The organism is Candidatus Nitrosopumilus koreensis AR1 (genome assembly GCF_000299365.1).
Lineage (GTDB): Archaea > Thermoproteota > Nitrososphaeria > Nitrososphaerales > Nitrosopumilaceae > Nitrosopumilus > Nitrosopumilus koreensis.
The window spans coordinates 662,469-686,030 of sequence record NC_018655.1 but is presented as its reverse complement, the minus strand read 5'-3'; the positions used below and the strand labels follow the sequence as shown (position 1 = coordinate 686,030).

The 23,562-nt window shown below is 33.7% G+C and carries 33 protein-coding genes; 13 read left to right on the top strand and 20 right to left on the bottom strand.

Going from position 1 to position 23,562, the window contains the following annotated elements; all coding sequences use genetic code 11:
• Positions 1–555 precede the first annotated feature (555 nt).
• The 4 genes from NKOR_RS04030 to NKOR_RS09980 form a co-directional block, all read right to left on the bottom strand.
• Positions 556–792 carry a hypothetical protein gene (locus NKOR_RS04030; protein WP_232203038.1) on the bottom strand — a complete coding sequence of 79 codons (237 nt, stop codon included), beginning with the start codon at positions 790–792 and terminating at the stop codon, positions 556–558.
• Positions 793–993: 201 nt separating this feature from the next.
• Positions 994–1,200, bottom strand: coding sequence for a hypothetical protein (locus tag NKOR_RS04025; protein ID WP_014963090.1), 207 nt, complete (start codon positions 1,198–1,200; stop codon positions 994–996).
• A 151-nt stretch (positions 1,201–1,351) separates the two neighbouring features.
• Entirely contained in the window at positions 1,352–2,233 is an 882-nt protein-coding gene (locus NKOR_RS04020; RefSeq protein ID WP_014963089.1) for a nucleotidyltransferase domain-containing protein, read from the bottom strand.
• A gap of 1,137 nt (positions 2,234–3,370) precedes the next feature.
• A complete protein-coding gene (locus tag NKOR_RS09980) occupies positions 3,371–3,517 on the bottom strand; it encodes a hypothetical protein (protein WP_014963088.1) in 147 nt (48 codons plus the stop codon).
• Between the two features lie 168 nt (positions 3,518–3,685).
• On the opposite strand from NKOR_RS09980, the gene NKOR_RS04015 reads away from it, so the two are divergent.
• Together NKOR_RS04015 and NKOR_RS04010 are read left to right on the top strand one after the other, a co-directional pair.
• A complete protein-coding gene (locus NKOR_RS04015; RefSeq protein ID WP_014963087.1) occupies positions 3,686–3,970 on the top strand; it encodes a hypothetical protein in 285 nt (94 codons plus the stop codon).
• Positions 3,971–4,093: 123 nt separating this feature from the next.
• On the top strand, positions 4,094–4,501 hold the full coding sequence (locus tag NKOR_RS04010) for an AAA family ATPase (RefSeq protein ID WP_014963086.1): 408 nt from the start codon (positions 4,094–4,096) through the stop codon (positions 4,499–4,501).
• Between the two features lie 57 nt (positions 4,502–4,558).
• On the opposite strand, the gene NKOR_RS04005 is transcribed toward NKOR_RS04010, so the two are convergent.
• On the bottom strand, positions 4,559–5,047 hold the full coding sequence (locus NKOR_RS04005; protein ID WP_014963085.1) for a YqaA family protein: 489 nt from the start codon (positions 5,045–5,047) through the stop codon (positions 4,559–4,561).
• A 696-nt stretch (positions 5,048–5,743) separates the two neighbouring features.
• On the opposite strand from NKOR_RS04005, the gene NKOR_RS04000 reads away from it, so the two are divergent.
• Positions 5,744–6,016, top strand: a complete 273-nt coding sequence (locus tag NKOR_RS04000) for a hypothetical protein (RefSeq protein ID WP_232212263.1) — start codon at positions 5,744–5,746, stop codon at positions 6,014–6,016.
• Positions 6,017–6,460: 444 nt separating this feature from the next.
• On the opposite strand, the gene NKOR_RS09975 is transcribed toward NKOR_RS04000, so the two are convergent.
• From NKOR_RS09975 to NKOR_RS03985, 4 genes are all read right to left on the bottom strand, one after another.
• Positions 6,461–6,625 carry a hypothetical protein gene (locus NKOR_RS09975; protein ID WP_014963083.1) on the bottom strand — a complete coding sequence of 55 codons (165 nt, stop codon included), beginning with the start codon at positions 6,623–6,625 and terminating at the stop codon, positions 6,461–6,463.
• Positions 6,626–6,771: 146 nt separating this feature from the next.
• Positions 6,772–8,889, bottom strand: a complete 2,118-nt coding sequence (locus NKOR_RS03995) for a CDC48 family AAA ATPase (protein ID WP_026089962.1) — start codon at positions 8,887–8,889, stop codon at positions 6,772–6,774.
• A gap of 407 nt (positions 8,890–9,296) precedes the next feature.
• Positions 9,297–9,509 (bottom strand): hypothetical protein, encoded by a 213-nt coding sequence (locus tag NKOR_RS03990; RefSeq protein ID WP_014963081.1) that lies wholly within the window; start codon positions 9,507–9,509, stop codon positions 9,297–9,299.
• A 6-nt stretch (positions 9,510–9,515) separates the two neighbouring features.
• Positions 9,516–9,803, bottom strand: coding sequence for a hypothetical protein (locus tag NKOR_RS03985; RefSeq protein ID WP_014963080.1), 288 nt, complete (start codon positions 9,801–9,803; stop codon positions 9,516–9,518).
• Positions 9,804–9,909: 106 nt separating this feature from the next.
• Between NKOR_RS03985 and NKOR_RS03980 the strand changes: the two genes are divergently transcribed.
• Positions 9,910–10,323, top strand: a complete 414-nt coding sequence (locus tag NKOR_RS03980; protein WP_014963079.1) for a hypothetical protein — start codon at positions 9,910–9,912, stop codon at positions 10,321–10,323.
• 89 nt (positions 10,324–10,412) lie between these two features.
• Here the strand turns inward: NKOR_RS03980 and NKOR_RS03975 are convergent, their stop codons facing one another.
• Both NKOR_RS03975 and NKOR_RS03970 read right to left on the bottom strand, forming a co-directional pair.
• Entirely contained in the window at positions 10,413–10,595 is a 183-nt protein-coding gene (locus NKOR_RS03975; RefSeq protein ID WP_014963078.1) for a hypothetical protein, read from the bottom strand.
• Positions 10,596–11,456: 861 nt separating this feature from the next.
• On the bottom strand, positions 11,457–11,675 hold the full coding sequence (locus NKOR_RS03970) for a hypothetical protein (RefSeq protein ID WP_014963077.1): 219 nt from the start codon (positions 11,673–11,675) through the stop codon (positions 11,457–11,459).
• A gap of 107 nt (positions 11,676–11,782) precedes the next feature.
• On the opposite strand from NKOR_RS03970, the gene NKOR_RS09970 reads away from it, so the two are divergent.
• Positions 11,783–11,932, top strand: a complete 150-nt coding sequence (locus tag NKOR_RS09970; protein WP_016939645.1) for a hypothetical protein — start codon at positions 11,783–11,785, stop codon at positions 11,930–11,932.
• An 82-nt stretch (positions 11,933–12,014) separates the two neighbouring features.
• Complete coding sequence (locus tag NKOR_RS03965; RefSeq protein ID WP_014963076.1) at positions 12,015–12,407, top strand: DUF6659 family protein; 393 nt, start codon at positions 12,015–12,017, stop codon at positions 12,405–12,407.
• 70 nt (positions 12,408–12,477) lie between these two features.
• Here the strand turns inward: NKOR_RS03965 and NKOR_RS03960 are convergent, their stop codons facing one another.
• From NKOR_RS03960 to NKOR_RS03940, 5 genes are all read right to left on the bottom strand, one after another.
• Complete coding sequence (locus tag NKOR_RS03960; protein WP_014963075.1) at positions 12,478–13,359, bottom strand: pirin family protein; 882 nt, start codon at positions 13,357–13,359, stop codon at positions 12,478–12,480.
• Between the two features lie 263 nt (positions 13,360–13,622).
• Positions 13,623–13,802, bottom strand: coding sequence for a hypothetical protein (locus tag NKOR_RS03955; protein ID WP_016939643.1), 180 nt, complete (start codon positions 13,800–13,802; stop codon positions 13,623–13,625).
• Between the two features lie 429 nt (positions 13,803–14,231).
• Positions 14,232–14,615 carry a nuclear transport factor 2 family protein gene (locus tag NKOR_RS03950; RefSeq protein WP_014963074.1) on the bottom strand — a complete coding sequence of 128 codons (384 nt, stop codon included), beginning with the start codon at positions 14,613–14,615 and terminating at the stop codon, positions 14,232–14,234.
• Positions 14,616–14,836: 221 nt separating this feature from the next.
• Positions 14,837–15,394, bottom strand: a complete 558-nt coding sequence (locus NKOR_RS03945; protein WP_014963073.1) for a hypothetical protein — start codon at positions 15,392–15,394, stop codon at positions 14,837–14,839.
• Between the two features lie 82 nt (positions 15,395–15,476).
• On the bottom strand, positions 15,477–15,908 hold the full coding sequence (locus NKOR_RS03940; RefSeq protein WP_016939908.1) for a hypothetical protein: 432 nt from the start codon (positions 15,906–15,908) through the stop codon (positions 15,477–15,479).
• A 185-nt stretch (positions 15,909–16,093) separates the two neighbouring features.
• On the opposite strand from NKOR_RS03940, the gene NKOR_RS03935 reads away from it, so the two are divergent.
• Positions 16,094–16,471, top strand: a complete 378-nt coding sequence (locus NKOR_RS03935) for a hypothetical protein (protein WP_232203036.1) — start codon at positions 16,094–16,096, stop codon at positions 16,469–16,471.
• Positions 16,472–16,506: 35 nt separating this feature from the next.
• Here NKOR_RS03935 and NKOR_RS03930 read toward each other — a convergent pair whose 3' ends face one another.
• Complete coding sequence (locus tag NKOR_RS03930; protein ID WP_014963070.1) at positions 16,507–16,818, bottom strand: hypothetical protein; 312 nt, start codon at positions 16,816–16,818, stop codon at positions 16,507–16,509.
• Positions 16,819–17,203: 385 nt separating this feature from the next.
• Between NKOR_RS03930 and NKOR_RS10540 the strand changes: the two genes are divergently transcribed.
• The 4 genes from NKOR_RS10540 to NKOR_RS03915 all read left to right on the top strand — a co-directional run bounded on the left by NKOR_RS10540 (position 17,204) and on the right by NKOR_RS03915 (position 19,705).
• Positions 17,204–17,332: a hypothetical protein gene (locus NKOR_RS10540; protein ID WP_255348574.1), complete on the top strand. Its 129-nt coding sequence runs from the start codon at positions 17,204–17,206 to the stop codon at positions 17,330–17,332.
• Positions 17,333–17,406: 74 nt separating this feature from the next.
• Complete coding sequence (locus NKOR_RS03925; RefSeq protein WP_014963068.1) at positions 17,407–18,483, top strand: hypothetical protein; 1,077 nt, start codon at positions 17,407–17,409, stop codon at positions 18,481–18,483.
• A gap of 300 nt (positions 18,484–18,783) precedes the next feature.
• A complete protein-coding gene (locus tag NKOR_RS03920; RefSeq protein ID WP_014963067.1) occupies positions 18,784–18,993 on the top strand; it encodes a hypothetical protein in 210 nt (69 codons plus the stop codon).
• Positions 18,994–19,027: 34 nt separating this feature from the next.
• Positions 19,028–19,705, top strand: a complete 678-nt coding sequence (locus NKOR_RS03915) for a methyltransferase domain-containing protein (protein WP_014963066.1) — start codon at positions 19,028–19,030, stop codon at positions 19,703–19,705.
• A 4-nt stretch (positions 19,706–19,709) separates the two neighbouring features.
• Here NKOR_RS03915 and NKOR_RS03910 read toward each other — a convergent pair whose 3' ends face one another.
• Entirely contained in the window at positions 19,710–20,402 is a 693-nt protein-coding gene (locus NKOR_RS03910; RefSeq protein ID WP_014963065.1) for a UbiA prenyltransferase family protein, read from the bottom strand.
• Positions 20,403–20,482: 80 nt separating this feature from the next.
• Between NKOR_RS03910 and NKOR_RS03905 the strand changes: the two genes are divergently transcribed.
• A complete protein-coding gene (locus tag NKOR_RS03905; RefSeq protein WP_016939639.1) occupies positions 20,483–20,875 on the top strand; it encodes a cupin domain-containing protein in 393 nt (130 codons plus the stop codon).
• A gap of 246 nt (positions 20,876–21,121) precedes the next feature.
• On the opposite strand, the gene NKOR_RS03900 is transcribed toward NKOR_RS03905, so the two are convergent.
• Positions 21,122–21,658, bottom strand: a complete 537-nt coding sequence (locus NKOR_RS03900; protein ID WP_014963063.1) for a 4Fe-4S dicluster domain-containing protein — start codon at positions 21,656–21,658, stop codon at positions 21,122–21,124.
• 235 nt (positions 21,659–21,893) lie between these two features.
• Here NKOR_RS03900 and NKOR_RS03895 point away from each other — a divergent pair, with 235 nt between their 5' ends.
• Positions 21,894–22,343 (top strand): hypothetical protein, encoded by a 450-nt coding sequence (locus NKOR_RS03895; RefSeq protein ID WP_014963062.1) that lies wholly within the window; start codon positions 21,894–21,896, stop codon positions 22,341–22,343.
• A gap of 268 nt (positions 22,344–22,611) precedes the next feature.
• Here NKOR_RS03895 and NKOR_RS03890 read toward each other — a convergent pair whose 3' ends face one another.
• Positions 22,612–23,556 (bottom strand): AlbA family DNA-binding domain-containing protein, encoded by a 945-nt coding sequence (locus tag NKOR_RS03890; RefSeq protein ID WP_014963061.1) that lies wholly within the window; start codon positions 23,554–23,556, stop codon positions 22,612–22,614.
• Between the last annotated feature and the right edge of the window lie 6 nt (positions 23,557–23,562).

The window sequence follows — 23,562 nt, the reverse complement described above, 5'->3', positions numbered from 1 at the left end:
ATTCTGCCTTTGCATCATAGTATCCGCATATACTTCTACAAAAATTATCACTCATTTTTTTCCTCACATCCTGATGCTGAAGATCCTTTTGCGATATTCACATTAACATTAGCATGATCAGCATACGAACTAGGTATGGAAGGAATACCTAATATGAAAACAAACAATACAGAAATACATAAAATTTTTTGTCTGTTAATTAGATTTGATCTGGTGTTGGAATTATTCAAAGGACAGCATCTTGTCCGTTAATTGCGCAATCAGTTGAACAGTAAGTACTAGCACGATGGTAAAAATCTTTTCCGCAATATTTGCAGGTCACAACATTATTTCATAAAATAAGATATTAAGTGACGCTGACAATTATGTACATACAATATCACCATACTCTATGAAAGTCAATCCCAGTCATTGAAAAGTCCTTCTGGTGTTTTGTATGAAATCCGCAAAGGCCTGAACCGATTATGGGAAAAGAAAATGATTCGATTCAACTTCACGTGGACTACTACCAAATTGGGGATAGAAATGGACGCAGATAAGCGTAAATTCCATATGTTAATCTAATCTTTGATTAAATTTTTTGAGTCTGTTTTGTTTTCTGAATTTTTTTTTCAGTTCCTCAACAGTTCTTACATTCCATTTATCCAACAGAGTTCCGATTTGCATGTCTTTTCTACAACCTTCAATTGCATCTTTTGGAAGGTTAGAAACATTTCCAATTTCTCGATCGTTACGCATTTTACGAAATGGCTCTCTGTCTGGATTATTAGGAATTTGTTTTGTTTTTGTCATTGTTAACATAATTGCAAATAGTGTATTAAGCCACGCTGACATGAATGTTGTTTTTACTTACACATTTGTCACAGTTAATAGAAATTAAACAACAAGAACAGATTATGACGTTTTTCTAATTATTGCCCCACTCTGCCCAATTATTTTAGTGCGACTTGAAAACATGATAATATCACAATTTCTACTTGAAAATCTAATTGTTTATTTTCCATCTGTTTTCTTTGCAGCCTTCTTGGCTACTCTTCGTCTCGATTCATCACGTGTCTTTTTTGCGCCATCATAGGTCATATGCCCAAACTCTACTGCCTCATCTAACATTTCATCAGCCTTTTTGATGCCACCATCAATCGCTTTGTCAGCTCTTGTAAGAAACTTTGAAATGCGTCCTGGATTATTTTTTGTTGCCATGTACAGTATGTGAATTTAAGAGTATTAACCAATGCTGACTATTCTGTTACTTTTATCGACAAATATGTCAGAATTATGAACCGTTTGTCAAGGAATTGCATTTGAGATTGTTGAGATTTTGGGCCTCATAGCATTCAAAAAATCTAGTATTTCATTTTCTCAACATCTTTTTTAGAGCAACAGCATACAGCCCATAAACGAATTTTGTGCTCTTTATCATGTATCCAAAAACAAATCCCTTACTGAGTTTCATATTGTCTTTAGTTTTTTTGTATTCCAAGGACATTAGCAGATGCTCTGAATCAATCTCAGACTTGCCAAAAATTGAACAGATGTCAAGTATCTCCTGTTTTGTAGTGGACAGAGGTTTGTCTAATGCAAATAATACGTCATCACATGCCCAGAAATTTGCCTTTACTGCATGAGAGAATGCAGAGTTAAAACTGAATGGAAATATCACAAAGCTCATCATCAAGAGCAACATCGCATTAAATGATGCCTTTATCTTCTCAAGAGTAGGAACAGTTTTTGGTATTTCTTTTCGTATGTCACGTCCATACAAAATAATTCCAGTATTTTTTATTCTCTGCAAGAACAGACCAAGAGACGCAATGGTTCTGGTTCCAATCTCCACTTTGAGGTTTTTTCTTATCTTAAATCCCTTCAGGTCAAGCTGATCCTCTGCTACCACATAAAACGGCTGACCGAACATCATCTTGTTTTCAGTCTTAAAGATTAGATCAAGTGCAGGATTGTCAGTCTTTTTGTAGGATGTACATGTGTCTGATAGTTTTAGATCATATTTTGCATCAAGAGTGAGCAAAAGACTGCTTAGATAAGTTTCAATATCTTTACATAATTTTTTATTTTTTATAATTACAATACAGTCAATGTCGGATTTTCCACGAATCCATTCGCCTGTTGTTGCAGAGCCAAACAGTACAAATGAAACAATCTCATCGTGAAATTTTGCAGTTAAATCTGCAACCATCTCTTTCATGAATTTTTCTAGTGTTTTATTTTGGATAGACATGATAAATCAAAAACAGGTCAAGTATACACACTCATAAATCATACAGATACAATTACTTGGAAACCAAACTCCTTTGCCCAGGATTCATCAGAAAACTCATTTGTCGTACAATACTGTTTGAGGATATTTGCAATCATAACGATTTAACATTTAGGAAAAAATTGTAGAAATCAAGTTAACCTGAGATGGTTTTGTTTCTTTGACATATCAAACAATACTCTTCTTTTGAATATCTGTTAATTGGAGTTAAACAACTGTGGCAGTACTTCATAAGTACTGTAGACCCGACCAAGCATATTAAGCGGCTCTAGACGTGTTGTGCTTTATTTCTCTTTAATTGATCCTTGTTGTCATATTTTCTATGATCACAGAATTTCCAAATCTACCGATTTTGTAACTAAAAACTAATCCGTAATTTCTTGAGATATGAATATGTGTGTAGTCTCATTGGGAAATAGTTTCCTTCTTCCACACATTACATGCAGGACATCTGTTTGTCATCTTGCCCCCTATTTTTTTCAAGAACACGTTACCACAATTCTCACAGGATCTCAAATCATCAATAGCAATCATTGCATTATCCTGTTGTCTCCGCCGTCTGAACTTTCTTGTCTTTCAAATGGGTTTTTTCATGATCTAATACTTTTTGAAAATTGCCTTGCCATGCATCCCATCTAAAATTGCAATGCTTGCAGCGATACGCCATTTATTTTTCTATCCTCACTAATTTCGTTTCTTCAGATTCTTTGAATGCGTTAACGTCCTTTGGTGTCTTTTCTTTTCTTACTTTGAATTTTGCAAAAATATTTTCCGATATAATTCACTTAGTCACTACTGGCATATAAAGACATAAAATTCCAATCATAATACAACAGCACGTAGCTGAGTAGTCAATTCAGTCCTTCCTTGCAGATATGCAAACTCACACCACTACGTTACTAACTTTACGCCAATATTGCTTATAGAGTTTCATATTGTTTGAGGTTAATTAGGATGCAGAGTAGGGAGAGCTTTTGCAGTATTGACTTGTTTTTGGGGGCAATTTCAGATGTCAGTAGAATATCATTCAGAGTCTTTGATAGATGAACAAGTTTTCTCGTATCTGTTTTTTATCCATTCGATCTTTTCAAAGGCTGTTTATCTGTCTAAATTTCCCACGCCGCTATCTGCAGATACCTGTTCATAATTATTGGTATGACAGTTTGGGCACGTTCCTCTTGAAAATTTTTCATTGTATACGGTTCCACAATCAACGCACACTCTCAAATCTTTTACATCTATCATATTACTTATCTAATGTCATTCAAACTTAAGCGTTTAAAGTCACTCAAGATAACTCAAAAAAATCTGGAATACCAGATAAATGAATTAAAGAAGACAAAACATCCATCTTGAATTATCATGAATGGTTTTATTGGCATTCTTTTTTAAGATGAGGGACACTAGAAAATCATGGAATCCTCAGAAATCATTTCTGAAATAGAAGAACTTGTAAAGTCTCAATCAGATGGAAATTACTCAAAATGGATGATAGGTAGAACAAATGATTCTGAAAACAGTAAAACCAAACGCGGAGAACCAAATAGTTGGAGGGATTGGGATGCCAATTCCAAAGATGATGCAGACAAAGTGGAATCATATTTTCTAGACAAAGGAATGAGGCAAGATTCAGAAAGTTATGGGAGTGCAGATTTTGTATATGTCTTCTATATAGGATCCCCTCAGGAGAACATCTGAAACCCCTGTCAAAGGATTATTCTATTAATTACACTTTTGAGAAATGATTTGTCAAGAATAATTGGTTCAGTCATATTGATTAAAAATCAGAAAAGATAAGAAATGAGCTTGGAATATGTCATTATGATAGGTATTGCATTGAGTGGGAAAACCACTTATGTCAAAGCAAATTTTACTCATGAGGAAATACGACTTTATTATTTTGACAACGACAGAAAAAAAGAGATGAATTACATTGAACAATGCCTCAAGCAAGGCAAAAGCATAGTTGTTGATGATACCAATATTACAAAAGACATTCGAAAAATGCATATCGATATGGCAAAAAAATACAACGCCAAAATGATTGGAGTTTTTATGAATACCTCGTCAGGAATCATTGAACAAAGAAGAACAAGGAGACGTGATTCCTTTCCATTGGCTGCAATAAACAAACAACTAAAGGAATTTGAAACGCCCAACAAAGACGAGGGTTTTGACACATTGATAATTCATAAAAACTATGAATCTTCCAATAGAGTCCAATCTTAACACCTATTCTGTTTTGTGAAAAATGCAAAAAATATTGGAAATTTTGACATGTCTTTTTTAAAAGATCAATCCCAATCCAGATACCACTGCAATAGTTTTGAAAGTCTTGCCTGTGACCATAAAAATGAAAAACTTGGTGAAGTTCATTTTCTTTACACCAGCAGATATTAGAATGAAATCTCCAATAATTGGAATCCAAGATGCGAAAAATACTGCACTCCAGCCAAATTTTTCAAGTAGTTTATTGTCTTTGTTTTTCTGCTCAGCCTCCTTTTGATCTTTCTTTTTCTTGAATTTTGTAATCAGTGTGTTTCCACCAAACCCAATAAAATAATTCAACACTCCACCGATTGTAGAGCCCAAAACTAATGCTATCCCAATTAGAATTTGATTTTCTCCACCTATCAGTAAAGCTGAAGTCAGAATTTCAGTAGGTAAAGGTATTGCAGTAGCTGACAAAAAAGAATTTAGAAATAATCCAATTATGCCATAATCCTGAAATGTGTTATTGGCTAAAATTTCCTGAAGCTGTTGATAAATCTGCATAAATAACTCAAAACTCCTACCACGTGGGTATGATTTTAAATCATCTAACTATATCCCCACAACAAAATGCTCTCATTACAATTTGAACTCTGGACACGGTAAAAGTAAAAAACGAACAATTTTGAACATACGTTTTTTGTTGAAATTGAACATATCGAATGATATCAAAGGAATTATTACTTTTGGATCAATACCCTAAGTTCTGCAAATTACTTCAAAAATATTGTCCTAAATTTTTCATAAATTGTTGGCTTGCATACCAAATACTGTTTACCTAGTATTGGACAAGAAATGAACAAATTAAGAGTTTGAGTCATTTTTATGTTCTCCAAGTAGACAAAAGATACAAGTATCGTAATAGACATTGGATATTTTTCGTTCACATCCACACTTGCAAGGGCATATTTTGTTCATTGTCGTTAAAAGGTATTTTTTTATGAACTTAAGTATGATTAACTAGTCTTTAGAGTCTTCATAATTTTCGTCACTTTCATAATTTTCTTTCAAGTTGATACTGTTCGTCTCTCATCTCTTCTTGCTCAGATGACCTATTTTCAGAATCAATTGATGTGTCTTTAGTTTTTTTGAATTTGTCTAGAAATCCCATAACATTGATTACATTTTCTAAGAACTTGAGCGTATTGATTATTCTCAAAAGAGTTTAGAATTGACACCACACTCCATATAGGGGAATTCTTGTATGAATGCATGATTCGTGGAGCTTCAAAGTATGTAATGATTGCATTTTTTGCATTGGGTGTGCTCATAGTTGTTTTTTCAATATGGGCTCTGTTTCTAACAGATATTCCACAAGAACAATTCCAAGAAGATCCTAGATTTGAAGAGGAGTATGTAAAGTATTATGAATGGAACATCCTATTTGGTTCAGCACTGATTGGTATCGGTTGGGTTATTGCATTTTTAGGGCGTAAAATGAAAAATCAAGGTTCTAAACTGTCAGGAACTTAAGATTATTGAAAAGATTCAAAACTTGAATGCTTAACTTTGATAAAAGTTACATTAATTGTTTAGATCATACATAGATTTCCAGAAAATACTCAGATTTTAAAAAAGGCCTTAATTTCTATCAAGTCATTTACTACGGCAAGTGTACTTTTTTTAGAATAACCTAGTTCATTTACTTGATAGTCCGTAAGGAACTAGGTTGTATTGCCACTTTTGTAAGAATTGCCACGTTCTATGTGAGAAGATTAGAGAGGCAGATACTCAATGGTGGATATGTCCTAGTTGTCATTTTCACTATCCAGTTGAATGATTAGAATCCAAGTAAAGGTCACAAATCAATCATTATCTTGGTTTAATACATGTCAATTGAACTGAACGTGCCGTCAATAGGTTTGTAGGTAAAACCAAATTAGGCATATACGGAAGCAAAAACCTTCATTTCAATCATCATCCTTCTTCATTCAAAAATTCTCCATCATCCTCAAATCCTGTTTTAGGGGTTGTCATGTCAAAACCAATTTCTTTGCATTGAGGGCATTTTGAAATGTTTATGATCCCTACTATTTTAGAAAAATTATTCCCACATTTTTCGCACACATGTGATTTATTCATAGATGTCACTGATCTCCATTTTCTAATTAATTAAGATGTTGTAAAAACCGTTTTGAATATCAGAATTTCGTCATGCCCAGGACAGCATATATTTCACAATTCATTTGCTTGTGATTTTATATTTGCAAAGCAAGTCAAGAAACACCTCAAATCTTTTTTGTCTTATTTATTTCGTTTATCGAGTATTCTAGATCCTTTTGAGTTATTTTGATGGACTTTACGTCTTTGTCCTTGTTTTCCACAAATCTCTTAACTCCCAAGAGTGCTCCGCGATTGCACACCTCTTCGATTTCTGCTCCACTGAATCCCTTTGACATTTCTGCTAAGGTCTTTAGATTGACATCTTCAGCAAGTGGTTTGTCTTTGGTGTGAATCTTGAGAATCATTTCTATTCCTGCAACATCAGGGTTTGGAACTTCTATTACCCTGTCAAATCTGCCAGGCCTGAGTAGTGCTGGATCCACAATGTCCAGCCTGTTTGTTGCACCAATTATCAATACGTTATTGAGTTCCTCCAACCCATCTATCTCAGTTAGAATCTGGGAGACAACATTTTCTGTGACATGTGAATCTGAACCACCACTTCCTCTTTTTGGAACAAGTGCATCTATTTCATCAAAGAAAATTATACAGGGGGCAGCCATACGTGCTTTTCTGAAAATCTCTCTTACCCCCTTTTCAGATTCACCAACCCATTTGGATAGCAGTTCAGGACCCTTGATGCTGATAAAATTGGATTCAGTTGTTGTCGCAACTGCCTTTGCAATTAGTGTTTTTCCTGTTCCCGGAGGACCGTAAAGCAGCACCCCTTTTGGCGTTTTTACATGTGCATAATCAAAAGCATCTTTGTATTTTAATGGCCACTCTATTGCCTCACGCAGTTCTTCCTTTAGTTTGTCCAATCCACCTACATCATCCCAACTTACATTTGGAATCTGAACTAGAACTTCCCTTAGTGCAGAAGGCCTGACTTCTTTTAATGCATCTGTAAAATCCTTGCTAGTTATCTTTATTTTTTGCAGCACTTCCTTTGAAACTTTTTCTTCTTCCAAATTAATCTCAGGTAAAATTCTTCTAAGGGATCTCATTGCTGCCTCCTTACAAAGAACTTCCAGGTCAGCCCCCACAAATCCGTGAGTTGTTTTAGAAATTTTCTTTAGATCTACCTTTTTGTCCAAAGGCATTCCACGTGTGTGGATGTTTAACACTTCTAATCTTCCATCTTCATCAGGAATTCCGATTTCAATTTCCCTGTCAAATCTGCCTGGTCTTCGAAGTGCAGGATCTATGCTATCTGGTCTATTGGTTGCAGCAATAACTACAACTTTTCCACGAGATTTCATTCCATCCATCAATGTCAGTAATTGTGATACAATGCGTTTTTCCAATTCTCCTGAAACCTCCTCTCTTTTTGGAGCAATTGAATCAATTTCATCAATGAAGATAATGCTAGGGGCATTTTCCTCAGCTTGTGTAAAAATTTCTCGCAGTTTTTCCTCGCTTTCACCATAATGCTTTGCCATGATTTCCGGACCACTAAGTGATGTAAAGTGGGAATTTGTCTCACCTGCAACTGCCTTCGCAAGTAACGTCTTTCCAGTTCCGGGAGGACCATACAACAAAACACCTTTGGGTGAGGATATGCCGATTTTCTCAAACAATTCTGGATGCCTCATCGGTAACTCTACCATTTCACGTATCTTTAGAATCTCATTTTTTAGTCCGCCCAACTCGTCATAGGTAATTCTTGGTATGGAAGGATCATCTAATTTTGTAATGTTTCCTAACTTGAATATTGTATCCTCGGTTACAAAAACAGGCTTTGCAGGTTTTGTGCTGGTCACAACAAGCTGAATCTTACTTCCCATCTGGGTATTGACTATCACTGTATCGCCTGTGGTAAAGATATGGCCTTGATAAAGTGAAGACATGTACTCATGCAATCCCTCGGCATGAATCTTTTCAATGGGGGATAACACAATTTGTTCTGCTTCTTCCCCATCAACTGCTTTGAGAGAAAGATTCTCCCCGATACTTGCGCCGATGTTGTATCTAGTCAAACCATCTATGCGGATAACATTGCTGTCATAGTCTTCTGGAAATCCAGACCATAGTTTTACATGACTTTTTTTATTTGCAGACAGTTCTAGAATCTGTCCCGATTTCCAGTTATTCTCTTCAATTATTTTTGGATCAACGATGGCCACTCCCTTACCCACATAGGCCTGTGGCATCTCTTCGATTTTCAGTTCAATTTCTGACAGGAATTGTTTACTGTACAATATTATTTGAATACAAGCATATTTATCATAACTGATAATAATATCGAGTTTTTTATGATTAGAGTTAGTGAAATTATTCCAATTGGAGATTTAAAACAATTTTAGATTGTTTTAAAGCAATATCATCTATTTGCCGTTCGATAGTATTCTTGAAGATAAATGTCACATCATGTTAAATACAAAACAACTCAAGTCTGAAAATCAAGTTTTACATGTAGACAAAAGTATGGAGCGTTTAACCAATTTAACAAAACACGCTTCCCCGCATGATTATCTATCCTCAATGTAAAGTTTTTTATTTTTTACAACATAATAATTCTGCATATCCATTTGTCATCTTTCTGTCTGTCGAATAATGCCAAATTGCCTTGTATTCATTTCCACATTTATTACATATTTCTGTCATTGTCTATTTCTCCAAATAATTCCAAGAATTCATCAGGTACAGAACCATATCGTAGTTCAAATTTTTTCATTTTTTCAGAAAATTCTGCACCGTCATGGTTGCCATCCATTGCAAGACGCACCATGTCACCAAGATGGTTTAATCGATACAAATCCTTTGTAATCGAGAGAATTGTGATTTTGTCAGAAGTGATCAAAGATTGTTAAGCTTCTCTTCCATTAACTGTTCTTTCTGCGGCTTCACTGAAAGCTTTTTCTGAAACTTCCTTTCCTTTTTTAATAGGTTTTTTGGATAGTGTTCTTGGACCTTTTCCACTAATGGTAACTGTTCGTTCTGCTGCGTCACTGAAAGCTTTTTCTGAAACTTCCTTTCCTTTCTTGTCTGGAACTTTTTTTTCTGGTATTGGTTTGTTTTCTGCTGCTATGACAGTTCTTTTTGCAACAGTATTCCATTCTGATTCTTCATATGTCTTAATTTTTTTTTCTTCCATAATACCACATAGTGAAATCAGCAGTTAAGTGAAACTGATGTTTATGTAAACAAGACATACAAAACCATCAGCATTTTACAAATACTCACGTTGTACTAACAACAGTATGGAAGCATCTCAAATAATGTCTTGGAAAAAATTACAAGATGAATATTATAAAAACATAGAAAAATTTGAGGAGTCTATAAATTCCTTAGAAAAGTCTTCAAATGAAATTAAAAAAATATATTCACAAGTAATGGAAAAATCAAAAGATGGTTCAACAAAAACTAGAAAAGAATTTGCAACCTTGTGGCTTGAACATATTAATGTTGAAAACACCTCTTCATTTTCAGAAATAAAAGATGAGTATGAGACATTTCTCAAAGGTCCTTTACCCTCTGTATCGGATTATAAAAATTTCGAGGCAACATTAAATCACAAACTATGCCAAAAACCCATCAGTTTGTTAGATGCATATGCTGATTATATGAAAGGATTTTTTGATGCTTGGAAAGAGACGTGGAAAAACAAAACATAGCAATACAAATCAACAATTTTATCCAAAAAATGTTCAAATCTTTGAAGGTTCAAACTTATTCAAAATCAGAGAGTATTTACAACAACTTTCTAATTCCAGTCATCTTCCCAATTGTTCTCTAAATATTGTGGAGCTCTATCATCGATCATTTTTGATTCAACACCAGGGATAAATTTATGGCAATTAGTGCATTCATACATGTCCTTGAATCCTGCCATCCTGACTTTGGCATCATGAGTACATGTTTCTTGAGTAAAAATACCGTGTGTCAAAATTGTTTTTTATTGCTCCCAATGACAATCACAGTTACATCCTTTTTGGCAATGTGTTCTCTTACAGTCTGAACATGTTTGTTGATAATCATGATGTTTTACACATTCCGGAATCCAATCAAACAATCAAGTGTACAAAATTCTTTTATTTTATTTTGTAGTTCTTTTTTACAATACTTACAATTCATCGTTCCCATCCAAAATAAGCAAACAATATAGAAATCCCTATTATTGTAATTATTGTTACAACATAAGATGGATGATTGATTAATTTATGCTTTAATTGTAACAATTAAGATATCACCGCTTTTTTCATGCTTGCAATACACAAACCCATTACACAATTATGACAAAGATATTCGCCAGTTGAATTTTGACACCCACAATTACAGGTACATGTGTAATTATTCATATGGGATTATCTCTTTTTTTATGGCATGTGTAGTATTCTTCTTGCATGTTTTTAGGAATTTTAAATTCAATTCCATATTATTATCTTCTAATGTTTTTTCCAAGTCTGCGATATTTTTCATTAACATGTTCATAATGGATAAAACAGGCTATTAAGAGAAACGTATGTTTGTGTCAACAAGACATACAAAACCATCAGCATTCTACAAATACTCACATACCATAGTAATGATTGATGAAGCTTTCACCAGTATACAACCTGTATTGGTCTTAAGTCTCAGTCATTTGTTTACTTTGACATTATATGCCCTAAAATAAAAAATAAAGCATTCATGTAATCAGCGAGAAGACAGCAAGTTTCTCCAGAGTGGTTAATGAGTCCCTAAGAAAAAACATCAAATAATTTTGATTTTGAGACCATCAAAGATGCAAATCCAAATGGTTTAGAGACTAGTCCCAATCATCATCTGAACTGGCAGGATCAATATTGAGATGATGCAGTATTGCATTACTGTCAGCCACAGTGTCAGTCACGGTGTCAGTCACGGTGTCAGTCACGGTGTCAGTCATGGTGTCAGTCATGGTGTCAGTCATGGTGTCAGTCATGGTGTCAGTCATGGTGTCAGTCATGGTGTCAGTCACATCTTTTTCATATTTTGATGGTTTCAATCATCACTACAATAACAAGTATGTATTTAGAAAATGCTGATGGTTTTGTACATCTAATGTACAATAATATCAGTTCTGTTTAATTGTGTATTTCACTACATAAGATTATGTTAAAGAAACAAGCAACGAAATTAGAAAAAGAATGGAAAAACCTAGAACTAGGTGAAATGCAAGACGATGATCCTCAGATAGAATCAAATGATTTGGAACAGGGTGGAGGATATGACTTGTCAGAGAATCATGATACTGCATATTAATGATATTCACACATAATCAATTTTTAGATTTTTCTAAATCATTCCTTTAAAGTCTTAATACGCATGTTAATCATATAATGTTGTGTTAAAATCAACATTTGAAAATAATTCCCAGTGGGAATCTGCAAGTAAGTATATTCTGAGTTTTCCAGAAATTAGATTTGTTGGAGTCATAGACAACATGGGTAATCTTGTTGTAGGAGATTACAAAAAAGGAGTGGTGCCAATGGCAAAGCTAGACCAATACAAGATCTGTATGGAGCACGCACTAGAATTATTCATGAAAAATGATCTTGATGGCACTTTGGGTCCTCTGGATTACATAGTTTCAAAAAGAAAAAACATAAAGATAATCACTATTCCTGTTAACAATTATCTTGTATTGATTTCTGCAGAAACTACTATGAAGGTAGAACCAATAATTGATGAGATAATTCAATCTTTGAATGATATACACAAAACAATTAATCCATAAATCATTTAAAAAATTCTTCATTATTACCTGAGTTTTTTACTAATTGCGTATCAAGACTTTTTCAATTATTCTAAAAATCAATTTTTCCCATTTTACCATTTTGGAAATCTTTTACGGCTTGTTGTAATTCATCATCAGTGTTCATTACAAACGGACCATATCGTTTTACAGGCTCATTAATTGGCACACCTGCAATTAGTAGCACTTCGGTTGGATCACTATCACTTGAAATAGCAATATTTTCTCCTATTTGATCAAAAAATACGGCTTGATTTTGCTTTGCAAGAATTTTTTCATTTCCAAACATCGCATCTCCTTTTATCACATATGCAAATGCATTGTAATTTTGAGGCACATTTTGAATAAATGTTGCATTTGGTTGAAGCGTGAAATGCAGATAAATTATTGGAATTTTTGTATCAATTACTGCTTTTTTCCCCATTGATTCTCCTGCAATTATCTTAACTTGAACAGAGCCATCATCTGTTTTTACAACAGGAATGTCATTTGAAGAAATTTCCTGGTATCTTGGAGGAATCATCTTTTCTTTTTTCGGCAGATTTACCCATAGTTGCAATCCATGAAACCTTCCACCTTTTTTTGCAAATTCTTTTTCAGGTAGTTCAGAATGAATTACTCCAGAGCCTGCAGTCATCCATTGCACATCTCCTGGAAATAGTTTTCCAGAATTTCCTTGCGAGTCTTTGTGTTCAAATGCACCATCAATCATGTATGTTACTGTCTCAAATCCCCTATGAGGATGAGGGGATGCACCCTTTGCTTCATCTGGAGCATAATTTACAGGACCCATTTCATCAAGAAGTAAAAAAGGATCAAAATCTCTTACTGCATAATTTGGAAATGGTCTATTGACTTGAAAGCCATCACCCTCAGTCGTGGTTTTAGCTGTTATAATTTCAGAGATGATTCTTTCTTTTTTAGATGATGACACAGTTGTTATACAAAATAATTCTATTTAATCATCAGGCAATCAAAGAGTCTAGTATTTCAGTTCAATTCTACAAAATGTGAATCCTTAGAGGCCCGAACCATTATTGGGAGCAATTTGAATTCAACATGGATCAATGATCTGAACAAATCATTCATGAGTATTATAAACAATTTATGCACAACAAACATCATGAAAGATAATAATTCAAATCAATCTTGGGAAGAAGTTAGAGGATTATCTTGGATATTTGTTGAAGAATAATTCTAGAATTTAAGATTCAGGCCATTTTTGACTGTACTGCCATTAATGTCAAATTTGGTCTTGACAATCTCACTGAAATTTTCACCTTTTTTAATTCTTGAATAAATTTTATTTTTTGCATCTTGCATAGATTTGACTTTGGTAACTTTTTTTGGAGTTTTTGGTTTTGTTTTGGCAGCCATTTTTAATCGATTTCTATAATAAAAGATACTTAAGTTTGTGTAATCTCTTAATTTCTTAAAATATCTTAATTTCACTTGATTTTACTAAAATCAGGTTTGTTTGTGACTGAAATTAGGCACAGTTTAAGCAAAAACTATCACAATACAGCAGATTCAAGCATTTTCTAAGAGAAAATAAGAGGAATTAAGACTCGTTTAAGAGAATACAAGAGATCACAAGACAATCTAAGAAAAACAAGATGTTCAGAATGCAACAGGATAATTCCTACGTGGCGGTTAAATACAAATTTTGCATAATGGAGTCATGTTCCAATTATTAAGTAAACAAAAAAAGATATTCAAAAGAATTGAAAGCAAATGGAGTCAGCTAGAGAATCCAGACCAAGAATGGTAAGTGGAAGAAATTCTCTAATCCCATAGACAAAAAAATTACTTTAATGATTCTTGGATTTTTTGAGTGTCAGTAAACTGTCTAAACTGAATTATTTTGTCATCTTGAATGTGATAAACATGAGAAAAAGCAACCTCAAATGATTTTCCCGTATTTGAGATTCCAGAATACATTCCATTTACCATTACATGGTCTTTCATGTCTGTGAACTGTTCAGGAATGGCATGAAATTCTTTAAAGTTTGATAGCATTTTTGGAAAGTATTCTTTGAAAACTGCATCTTTTCCTACGTATACTCCGCCATTTGGCATTCCTTCAGATAGCTGCCATGTGATATTTTCATCACACAGTCCAAGGTACGTTTCCTTGTCTTTGTTTTTAAAAGCATGATAGAACTGTTTTATCAATTCAACATTTGCCATAAATCGAATTTGAATAATCCATTAATAACTAATTTCCAACAATGCACATGCTTGATTTTATTCTAAATCTCCACTTAAACATAGATTCTAGCCCACTAACAATATTCTAAAACTGTGGAATTAGTTCATTTTTTAGTATTGAGTATAAATTATTCTTAAAACAGATTAGTACGGTTCCATCTTTGATGTGCAAATATTCTTTGATCTTGATTAATTTAGTCTTAGTTTTTTGAATCTTTTATTATATTTTTTTGATGTATTTTGATCAATCCATGATTAGTTTTATTATCATATTTTGATTCTTGGATATTAAACTCATTTTGTAGTTCTGATTCGATGTCATCTCTTATTTTATTTACTTGCAATGTTGCTTCTTTCATATTATTCTTATTTTTTTCTTTGATCGTAAATACTTTGTAAATGCCTGTTGATTTATTTTTAATTTTTCTAATGACTTCTTCTGCTAGATCAAAATGACCCTGTTCATGTTTTAAAAGTAAATTCCCTTCTTTTAGATTGATATTTTTTGTTACCCAAGATAAATTAGGAATGAAAATTGCATTTAATTGCAAATCTTTGATTTTATATTTGAGTTGCTTTCCCACTTTGAGATATTCAATTATGGGTTTTGACTCAAACCCTATTGCTGCATTAGCTGATGCCTCTGAGTCAGGATCGGATTTTTTTTTAAAATCACTCCATTTTAAGATTTGAGTGTTGTTCCAAATGATCACTTGAGGTTCTCGTTGTACATCTGTATCACATACTAGTTTTTTCATAAATTGTTGATCATTTAGTTATAATCTGTAAAATAGTTAAGTATAGCTTACACATATGTAAGTTTAACTTACTAATTATTCATTACAAAATTGTATCTACAAAGAATCTGCCTTTACTAGTTAAAGCAATAGCAATACTATGATTTTTTATTTCTGATTCCACAAGGCCTTTTTTCTCCATCCAGACAACATGTTTTGTAAGTCTTGTATAGTTTGTCTTGGTGTCGCGCGATAGCGTTGTCTTGTTTCTAGAACCTTTTTGTTTTATGGATTCTGTTATGCGAATTAACATCTTCATGCTTGGTTCAAATTGCTTTTTTTCTAATTCCTTCCTAAATTTTTCTTTAAGATCCAAGTCATTATTTTTTTTAACCCTGCCTTTTTTCTCCATCCAGATAACATGTTTTGTAAGTTTCTTTGTGTTGGGGTTGGTTTTTGTTTTTAGTGTTTTTTTAATATTTTTAGAATTTTTATCTTTTCTTACCTTTGAATTTTGCTTCTTAATTACTGCCATGTTTTTATCATGTTTGTATATGGACATGTATTTAATGATTCTAAATTCAGTTACTGTGTTGTATAATTGCTGATAAAGTGATAAAATTAATTATTCCAATCTGTCAAGAACATACCATATGAAAAAATAATTCATCCCATATGATGTTATGAATGCTTATTACAATCCATCCCCCACCAAAAGAGTTGTCTGCCAGAACAAGACCAGTCGGGGTGACAATCATTGCAATACTTGAGATAGTCTCCGGTGCCATAGCAATAGCAGTCGGAGCATTCTTTGGAACAATGATGGGTTCGATGGGAATGAATCTTGGCGGCGGTGCAATGGGTGCAGGTAGTGCCGCAATGATTGTACTTGGTGTTGCCTCTTTTGTAATGGCCTGGGGGCTGCTCCGCGGAAAGTCGTGGGCCTGGACCATAACGCTGATTCTGACCATAATTTCTTTGATTGTGGACCTGCCATCAATGAATGTGATTGGCCTGATAATTGACATTGTAATCCTGTACTATTTGTTCAGGCCGCATGTCAAGGCGTATTTTGGAAAGGGCTCTGCCGTTTTGTAATTTGGTAAATACGATCAAGGTTAAATCAAAGAGCATTATTTTGTCATGGTAATGGGTTGTTGAACTAGTTGCTCGATTCGGCCATCATGACAAGATGCAATTTTTTCCATCTCAGGTTTTTTGCATTCTTCTAACCACTGAGGCATTATTGTATCACATCCAGTACCGTCAGTTTGACAATGAATGATTGCCTCATCAACAATTCTATTCAATTCTTCATGAGCTGTCATCAAGTTTCTATTTGCATTTTCAATATGGTCAGAACTGTATCCAGTAAACCAGATTAATGCAATTACGCCAAAAAATACAGTTGCCAAACTAATTCCAATTGTTGTTTTTGAACCCAATATTTCACAAATTCATACTATCATTATAACGATTTTCCAACAAACCGCACACCCATTATGATTTAGGCTATTGCTAACTTTTCGTAAAAAGAGAATAGTGCCTTTTATTGATAAAGAGTAAAAAGGCAAAGCCCCCTTCCTTAATTGCAAAATTTTATTTTATAAATAATAGTTGTCAATAGCCCTCTAGATACAATATTCCAAAATTTGTAAATTACGCTAACAAACATGTATGCTATACTAACTAACATGTCAGCCTTTCTTAATTACTATTTTTCCGAATTAAAACAAGTTGACTCAAATTTATAATTGTAAAAGTATATGGAACATCTTACAAACAAAATTTTTGGCATCATCTATTATTTCAATAGCTAATGTTTTTTCAATGTCTTCAGAAGCAAGTGCAGTAACTGCTCCAAATACACTTAGCAACTTTTCTATCAAAGTAGTTACAGATGATCAAATTGATCTTTCACGGTCTGCCCCATATGATGGAGGCTCTCCAATTACTTGACATGTAATAACATATTTGAAGTGAATTCGATAGAATCAGACCCTCATTGTTTACATAAAAAAGAGTTATTCTTATTGAGTGCATTAGGAGTAATTTTGATAGGAATTGCTGCCATACCTGAAACATATGGTGAATCACATGAAAAAATTGGAAAAAAGATACAAAACATAGAATTACAAATAACTCATTTGCAGAATTTACCAGAAAATATCAATGAAATAACTTTATCAGGCAATGTATTTCAATTTATGCAAATCAAGGATTCTCTATTAGAATTAAATAAAATGGAAGATATTTCATTATTTCCATTCAAAACAAATATTGATACATTAAAAAAAGAATATATCAAAACGCTAGAAACCCATATTGATTCTATTCGAGAACATGAAAGAGAGTCTGGACTTTTAATTCAAGAAAAAAAACTAGTAGCAAAAATAACTAAGCAAAAAATGAACTTTGAGATAAATGAATCAAAACAAGAAGAAGTTAAAAACAAAAAGTTGAAAATCCAAGATTATTTAGATAGAAAAGGACCTGAAGAGAAATATCAGAAACTGATTAATGAGATTGCAATAAGAAATGCGCAACAAGGACAAAACAGACTAGACAAAGACCTTCACAAAGAAGCACTACAAGAAATTGCAAAGTCAAAAGAATGGAATCTTGTAATTCCTGCAATTGAGCGTTCATTAAATCAGGTACATGATGAAAAATTAAAAGAAAAACTTGTGAAACTCAAAGAAAAAATGCAAAGAATGTTAGAATTAAGAAAGATATCTGCTATGCAAGAAGGAAACGAGGGCGGATTTGGAGCATTATTAGATGATCCAATAATCAAAGTTCTTGTAGATGATATTCTCAAAGAAATGAAAGGATATACACTTGAAGAAGCATTGGGAGCCCCACTAGAAGACTCAGAATCAATCGTAGAAAAAAGTGAAGAAACACAGATACAGCCAGATGATGGAGATTCGCCTCATGCAAGTGAATACACAAGGGGAATGCCAGAAACTCTTGGAAAGCCAGACATCAAAGTAGGAAAGCCAGACGATCCTGGCAAACCAGATAGAACTGGACCATCAAATAACGAAAAAAATACAAACAATTCAAAGTCGGATAACAAAAAATCAGTAAAAACAAAGTCAAAATAGTCAAATTCTGATATAAAACCATGCACAAATTCATATCCCTCAAAATCTAATTGTGGTTGAACATAATAATATGGATGGAATAGCAATGATGTTTTTCAGAATCTTTCATGATTTAACACTAAGATTCTAGAAAATAAGCCCTTTCCAACAAATCATACTTTCGTCTTGTTTTAGTAGGCCGCAGATTCTTGAACCTAAAAGGGGGGATTGCCTTTTTATCGACAAAGAGTAAAAGGCAAAGCTCACCTATTACTAATTTTTGATTTTTAGATTAAATGCTACAAAAGATATTCTTAAGACATGTCTGAGAGAAAAGAACGCAGTTTATTTTGGTATGTCCTACCGCTATTCTTTAGCATGCCTGGTGCACTGATTGCTTACTTTATCTTACGAAAAGATGACCCTTCAAAGGCAAAAAATTGCCTACTGATTGGAGTGGTTCTTTTGGCGTTTTATGCTGCATACTATGTAGTCTTTGAAATAATGCTAAGAATGTACGAGTTTTCTTAAATTTCTTTAAATTATTTGAAGTGTTAATCCAATAGTGAACCAAAATCCAAGAAATCTTGTTCCGCGCTTTTTTAATGACACTGCAAAAACCTATGATAAAATAGCAAATTGGGCAACGTTTGGACAAGACAAGTACTGGAAAGACAAGATAATTCAAAATATTCCAAGTGCTGACTCTGTTTTAGATCTTGCATGTGGTACGGGAATCCTGACTAGGATGATTGCCCAAAAATTTCCACACGCAAAAATAACCGGGGTAGACATATCTCAGACATATCTGCAAATCGCAAAACAAAACTCCACAGGATTTGAAAACATCTCATTTGTTTATCAAGATGCAGAAGAGTTGGACCTAAAAGAAAAGTTTGACTGCATCTGTTCATCATACATTCCAAAATACTGTGATCCCAAAACCTTAATTCAAAAATGCATTTCACATCTGAATCCAAAGGGCACCATAATACTGCATGATTTTATTTTTCCACAAAACAGATTATTGCAAAACTTGTGGAATGCCTACTTTGAGATTTTATTGTTTGCAGGAAACTTTGTTCCCTCTTGGAAGTTTGCCTTTAAAGAACTGCCAAATCTAATCCGAGAAAGCAGATGGGTTGATGACTATACAGAAACTCTGGAGAAAAATAACTTTATCGTATCAAGACATGATATGACCTGGCACACATCATCAATTATTTTTGCAAAAATGATTTGAAATCTTAAATCACATAATATTTTACAATAAAAAACAAAATTGTTCCAATAATTACTCCCAGTGGCAGTATCTTCAAAAATAGTTCTCTGCGTCTAATCTCTTGCTGGTCTCCGTTGTTTTGCTTTAGTATCTTGTAGGGCCTGGTGTTTCTAATTAGCACATATGTGATTAATGCAGTAATGCCTGATATTGCCACTGTCTCAAGCGTGATTGAGTTTGTTTGGATGGCAGAGCCTGCAAATACGGGCAGGATTCCCCATGAAATTATGGTTGTAATCTTGTTGTGAAATTTTCCACCAAACCATTCTAGATTATATGCAAACAAAAAGAATCCCTCTGCAATTCCTATTGGAAAAAGCAAGGGTGAATCCAAGAATGCAAAGTACAGCCCAATTGAAAATGCAGCACCTAATGAAATCATGGAGATACTCCATAATTTCCTCTTTGGAAGATCTCCCCAAGGCTTTGTCTTTCCACCTATTGCATCAAGTAGATGTGCACTGACTCCAAGTGCCAGAAAATAGATTATGCTAATTGCAACAATTCGTCCAACATCTAAACTGCCAGAGGTTGCACCTAGTACTGCAAAACATGTAACGATTGCAGTGTATGGTAAAAACAAAATTCCAACACTGCGGCGAAAGTTTTTTGGACCAAACTTTGGAACAAACCATTCAGAGGTTCTATCTGATTGCAATAATACTAGTAGTATAGTAATAGCATATAATATTCATCTAAACAGGTCTAGTTATTTAATAGAAAATCCAATGTAGTACTGTGAGAAAGTATCGGAATTTAATTAAAAAAGGAGTAAATGAGCCATTACATAAAGTCCCCTTTCATAAAAAAGCACCAATAAAACGACTCTCAATGCTAAGCAAAAAAATGATTCCGCAATCAGATACGCATATTGCAGTACATTTTGTTGATGCTGAAAAAAAACTACCAGAATACAGCATCCCTCACAAACATGACAATGATGAGATTAACTTGATCTTGTCTGAAGACTCTAAGCTAAAGTACAAAATAGATCTAGAAGATGAGACATACACTGTGACATCTCCCTGTACCATATTCATCCCAAAAGGCCTAACTCACAGCGCTCAGGCAATATCAGGCAAAGGAATGTTTGTATGCATAATTCTCTCTGATGGGCATTCATCAAAATAAAAAGGCATTATTCAATATCTAATTGAAGTAATATTTAGAATCTTAAGCACTATACACTCGGAACTTTACGCATAATTCTATGGAATTTCTATTTTTGCAGATAAAAAGGCAAAGCCCTTCTTGTAACCCTAAAGAAAAGATTGGCAAAAGGCAAAATTTCTCCTGAAGAATATGTTAAACTAAAAGAAGTCTTAGAATCATAGTTATGGATGAGAATCTATGTTTAAGTGAAGATTTAGAATAAAATCAAGCATGCGCATGTGGATTTGCAGAACCTGATTCCATCTTTACAAAAGTTCCAGCTTCCTTTTCATGAAACTCCAGATTGCCCTGCTCAACTTTGATTGCCTGTGGAGGACAAACAGAAACGCATGCCATGCACCATATACAATCGTGTTCTCGAATTGGGTCTGCCTTGTCGGTATAGTCCTTTCTTTCATCTTTCTCAGAACTGCCAGTTCCTTCAAAGGTTTCATTGATTGCATCTATTGCAGGAGTGTCTTTTTCAGTCCTATACCACTGGAATACTTGGACAGGACATGACTCTATACATGCACCATCTGCAACACAAGAGTCCCAGTCAACTGCAACCATTGTGCCACTTATCCCCAATGGAACCTGTTTTTCATCTCTCTTTGCATAAGCAGCTTTTACCTTGTCATCTTTGAATGCTTCTGCATTTGATCTGCCAGGGCCCCAAACATGATGAAAGTTTTCACCGTCAGCATGTTTTATTTTTCCAATTGGTTTCAGACCTTCTGGAAAGTTTTCTGCTATTGGCATGATGTAATAGTGAACCGTATCATATTAAGCGAAACTGATGATTATGTAAATACAATGTACAAATATGTCGACATTTAGCAAATGTTTTGATGTTATTGTATTTGTCTATAGATATAATCGCGCAAAAACTACGTTGTTAAAATCATGACATTGCATCCTACACGTTCTAATCAACACTAATATCTTTTGCACGCATGTTAATAGTGTAATGAATATCAAAAACCTGAGATATAATTTGAATGCTAATATTTTTGCATCAATAATTCCAAAAAAACTATCAAAATCTGCATACGGCTACAGTATGGCAGAGAGTGTTTTTGCAGGATTGCCAGCAGCAAACATGAAAGGAAAATGGATTCAGTTAACTACTTTGTCATTTCCTTCAAGTGCAATAGTGCCAATCGGTCATATTGGTCCTTGGAATGGCGGGGGATGGGATGATAAATTTGATGATGCCTACTGGAGAGAGAAACAGAGACCCCAAGCCGAATGTGGAAAAGATCTAAAAAATATAACTACAGACAAAAGTGGAATTCAATTATCAAACAAACTATGGAAATTATTGGGATTGGTGGGAGAGAAAACAGTATCTGTGAATTGGCATTTTGTACCAATACCTAAAAATAAAAAAGCACTGGTAATTGATAAAGATACGAAAAAAACATACCTCGATCCATACTTCTGATCAGTAAGCCTTTTAGATCAATAGCATAACAATTATTTTCAATATCTTTCTACACTATGATTCGAATTCGTTTTCTTTTAAAATTCCATACAATTCTAAAATAAACAAATCCCAACAAATCACACCGTCGTTTCGCTATAGTACAACGCATGTTTTCGTACGTAAGGAGGGGGGACTGCCTTTTTACTCTTTATCAATAAAAATAGAATCCCCCCATTCCGTTCCTAATTCACTGCTGTTTTTCGTTATGACTAGAGAATGATGGAAGTTAGGATTTGTCTTGCATATTTTGAATAGGATGAATAAATTCAGTTTCTACATAATCTCGTTCTAAAATAAGAGATATTTTTTCAAGACACTCAAGTGCAGTATTAATTCGTGTTAAAATCAACCCTTTGACAAATTCTTTAGGGTCGGAAAAATTTTCACTTTTTGCATCATCGATTATGAATTTTGGAGGTTTACCATTTAGTGTTGAAGCAAAAGAGTTTGGAAGGTTAGAAAGTCGTGTAATTTCATGAATCAATTCAATTAATGTCACAGGCAAGTCTGTCGGATATCCATATGCCAAATGATGTTGGAAATGAATTGTTGATGTAATGTCAAGATAATCCAGACTGCCTAAAGAATTTTTATTTTCCATAAATGATTTTTTTGTATTTTCTAGTGCTTCTTTTACATAACTAAGTTCCAAGATCATCAGAACTTCGTGATGTGTTTGTTTAACTGATTCTAGCATTAGTTGTTTAACTTCAGTAACATCCATAGGTTCATTCCCATCAGACAATCTTTTGTAAAAGATGTGTTTGTATTGATGAGGTTTGTTATTGGATGATGCTATTTTCAAAACAACAATTACTCTTTTATTTGGTAATTTGATATTCGTTTTTCTAAAAATAAGATTTTTGATAGGAATACTGGGTTGAATGTTTTTTATTTTATCAATTATGTTTCTTTTTAATTGATCTGAGTCTTCTAAACCTACAACTCTCTGATCAACATGTAATGCTTTTTCACGATCATTATCAATTCCAAAAATAATTGTACCACCATTTGTATTTGCAAATGCACATGCTGTTTTTGATAATCGTTCACTATCAGAATTTACTTCTTTTTTAAATTCTAATATGTCGTTCTCATCGTATCCCTCATCAACTAAATCTATTACTTTTCCTCTAGTCCATTTTTCAACATCGTCAGGAATTTCAATCATATGTTA

Coding starts and splice junctions, on each gene's coding strand:
- NKOR_RS04030 (WP_232203038.1), bottom strand. CDS start 792: ATGACAAAAACAAAACAAATTCCTAATAATCCAGACAGAGAGCCATTT.
- NKOR_RS04025 (WP_014963090.1), bottom strand. CDS start 1,200: ATGGCAACAAAAAATAATCCAGGACGCATTTCAAAGTTTCTTACAAGA.
- NKOR_RS04020 (WP_014963089.1), bottom strand. CDS start 2,233: ATGTCTATCCAAAATAAAACACTAGAAAAATTCATGAAAGAGATGGTT.
- NKOR_RS09980 (WP_014963088.1), bottom strand. CDS start 3,517: ATGATAGATGTAAAAGATTTGAGAGTGTGCGTTGATTGTGGAACCGTA.
- NKOR_RS04015 (WP_014963087.1), top strand. CDS start 3,686: ATGGAATCCTCAGAAATCATTTCTGAAATAGAAGAACTTGTAAAGTCT.
- NKOR_RS04010 (WP_014963086.1), top strand. CDS start 4,094: ATGATAGGTATTGCATTGAGTGGGAAAACCACTTATGTCAAAGCAAAT.
- NKOR_RS04005 (WP_014963085.1), bottom strand. CDS start 5,047: ATGCAGATTTATCAACAGCTTCAGGAAATTTTAGCCAATAACACATTT.
- NKOR_RS09975 (WP_014963083.1), bottom strand. CDS start 6,625: ATGAATAAATCACATGTGTGCGAAAAATGTGGGAATAATTTTTCTAAA.
- NKOR_RS03985 (WP_014963080.1), bottom strand. CDS start 9,803: ATGGAAGAAAAAAAAATTAAGACATATGAAGAATCAGAATGGAATACT.
- NKOR_RS03980 (WP_014963079.1), top strand. CDS start 9,910: ATGGAAGCATCTCAAATAATGTCTTGGAAAAAATTACAAGATGAATAT.
- NKOR_RS09970 (WP_016939645.1), top strand. CDS start 11,783: ATGTTAAAGAAACAAGCAACGAAATTAGAAAAAGAATGGAAAAACCTA.
- NKOR_RS03955 (WP_016939643.1), bottom strand. CDS start 13,802: ATGGCTGCCAAAACAAAACCAAAAACTCCAAAAAAAGTTACCAAAGTC.
- NKOR_RS03950 (WP_014963074.1), bottom strand. CDS start 14,615: ATGGCAAATGTTGAATTGATAAAACAGTTCTATCATGCTTTTAAAAAC.
- NKOR_RS03945 (WP_014963073.1), bottom strand. CDS start 15,394: ATGAAAAAACTAGTATGTGATACAGATGTACAACGAGAACCTCAAGTG.
- NKOR_RS03940 (WP_016939908.1), bottom strand. CDS start 15,908: ATGGCAGTAATTAAGAAGCAAAATTCAAAGGTAAGAAAAGATAAAAAT.
- NKOR_RS10540 (WP_255348574.1), top strand. CDS start 17,204: ATGTCTTCAGAAGCAAGTGCAGTAACTGCTCCAAATACACTTAGCAAC.
- NKOR_RS03920 (WP_014963067.1), top strand. CDS start 18,784: ATGTCTGAGAGAAAAGAACGCAGTTTATTTTGGTATGTCCTACCGCTA.
- NKOR_RS03900 (WP_014963063.1), bottom strand. CDS start 21,658: ATGCCAATAGCAGAAAACTTTCCAGAAGGTCTGAAACCAATTGGAAAA.
- NKOR_RS03890 (WP_014963061.1), bottom strand. CDS start 23,556: ATGATTGAAATTCCTGACGATGTTGAAAAATGGACTAGAGGAAAAGTA.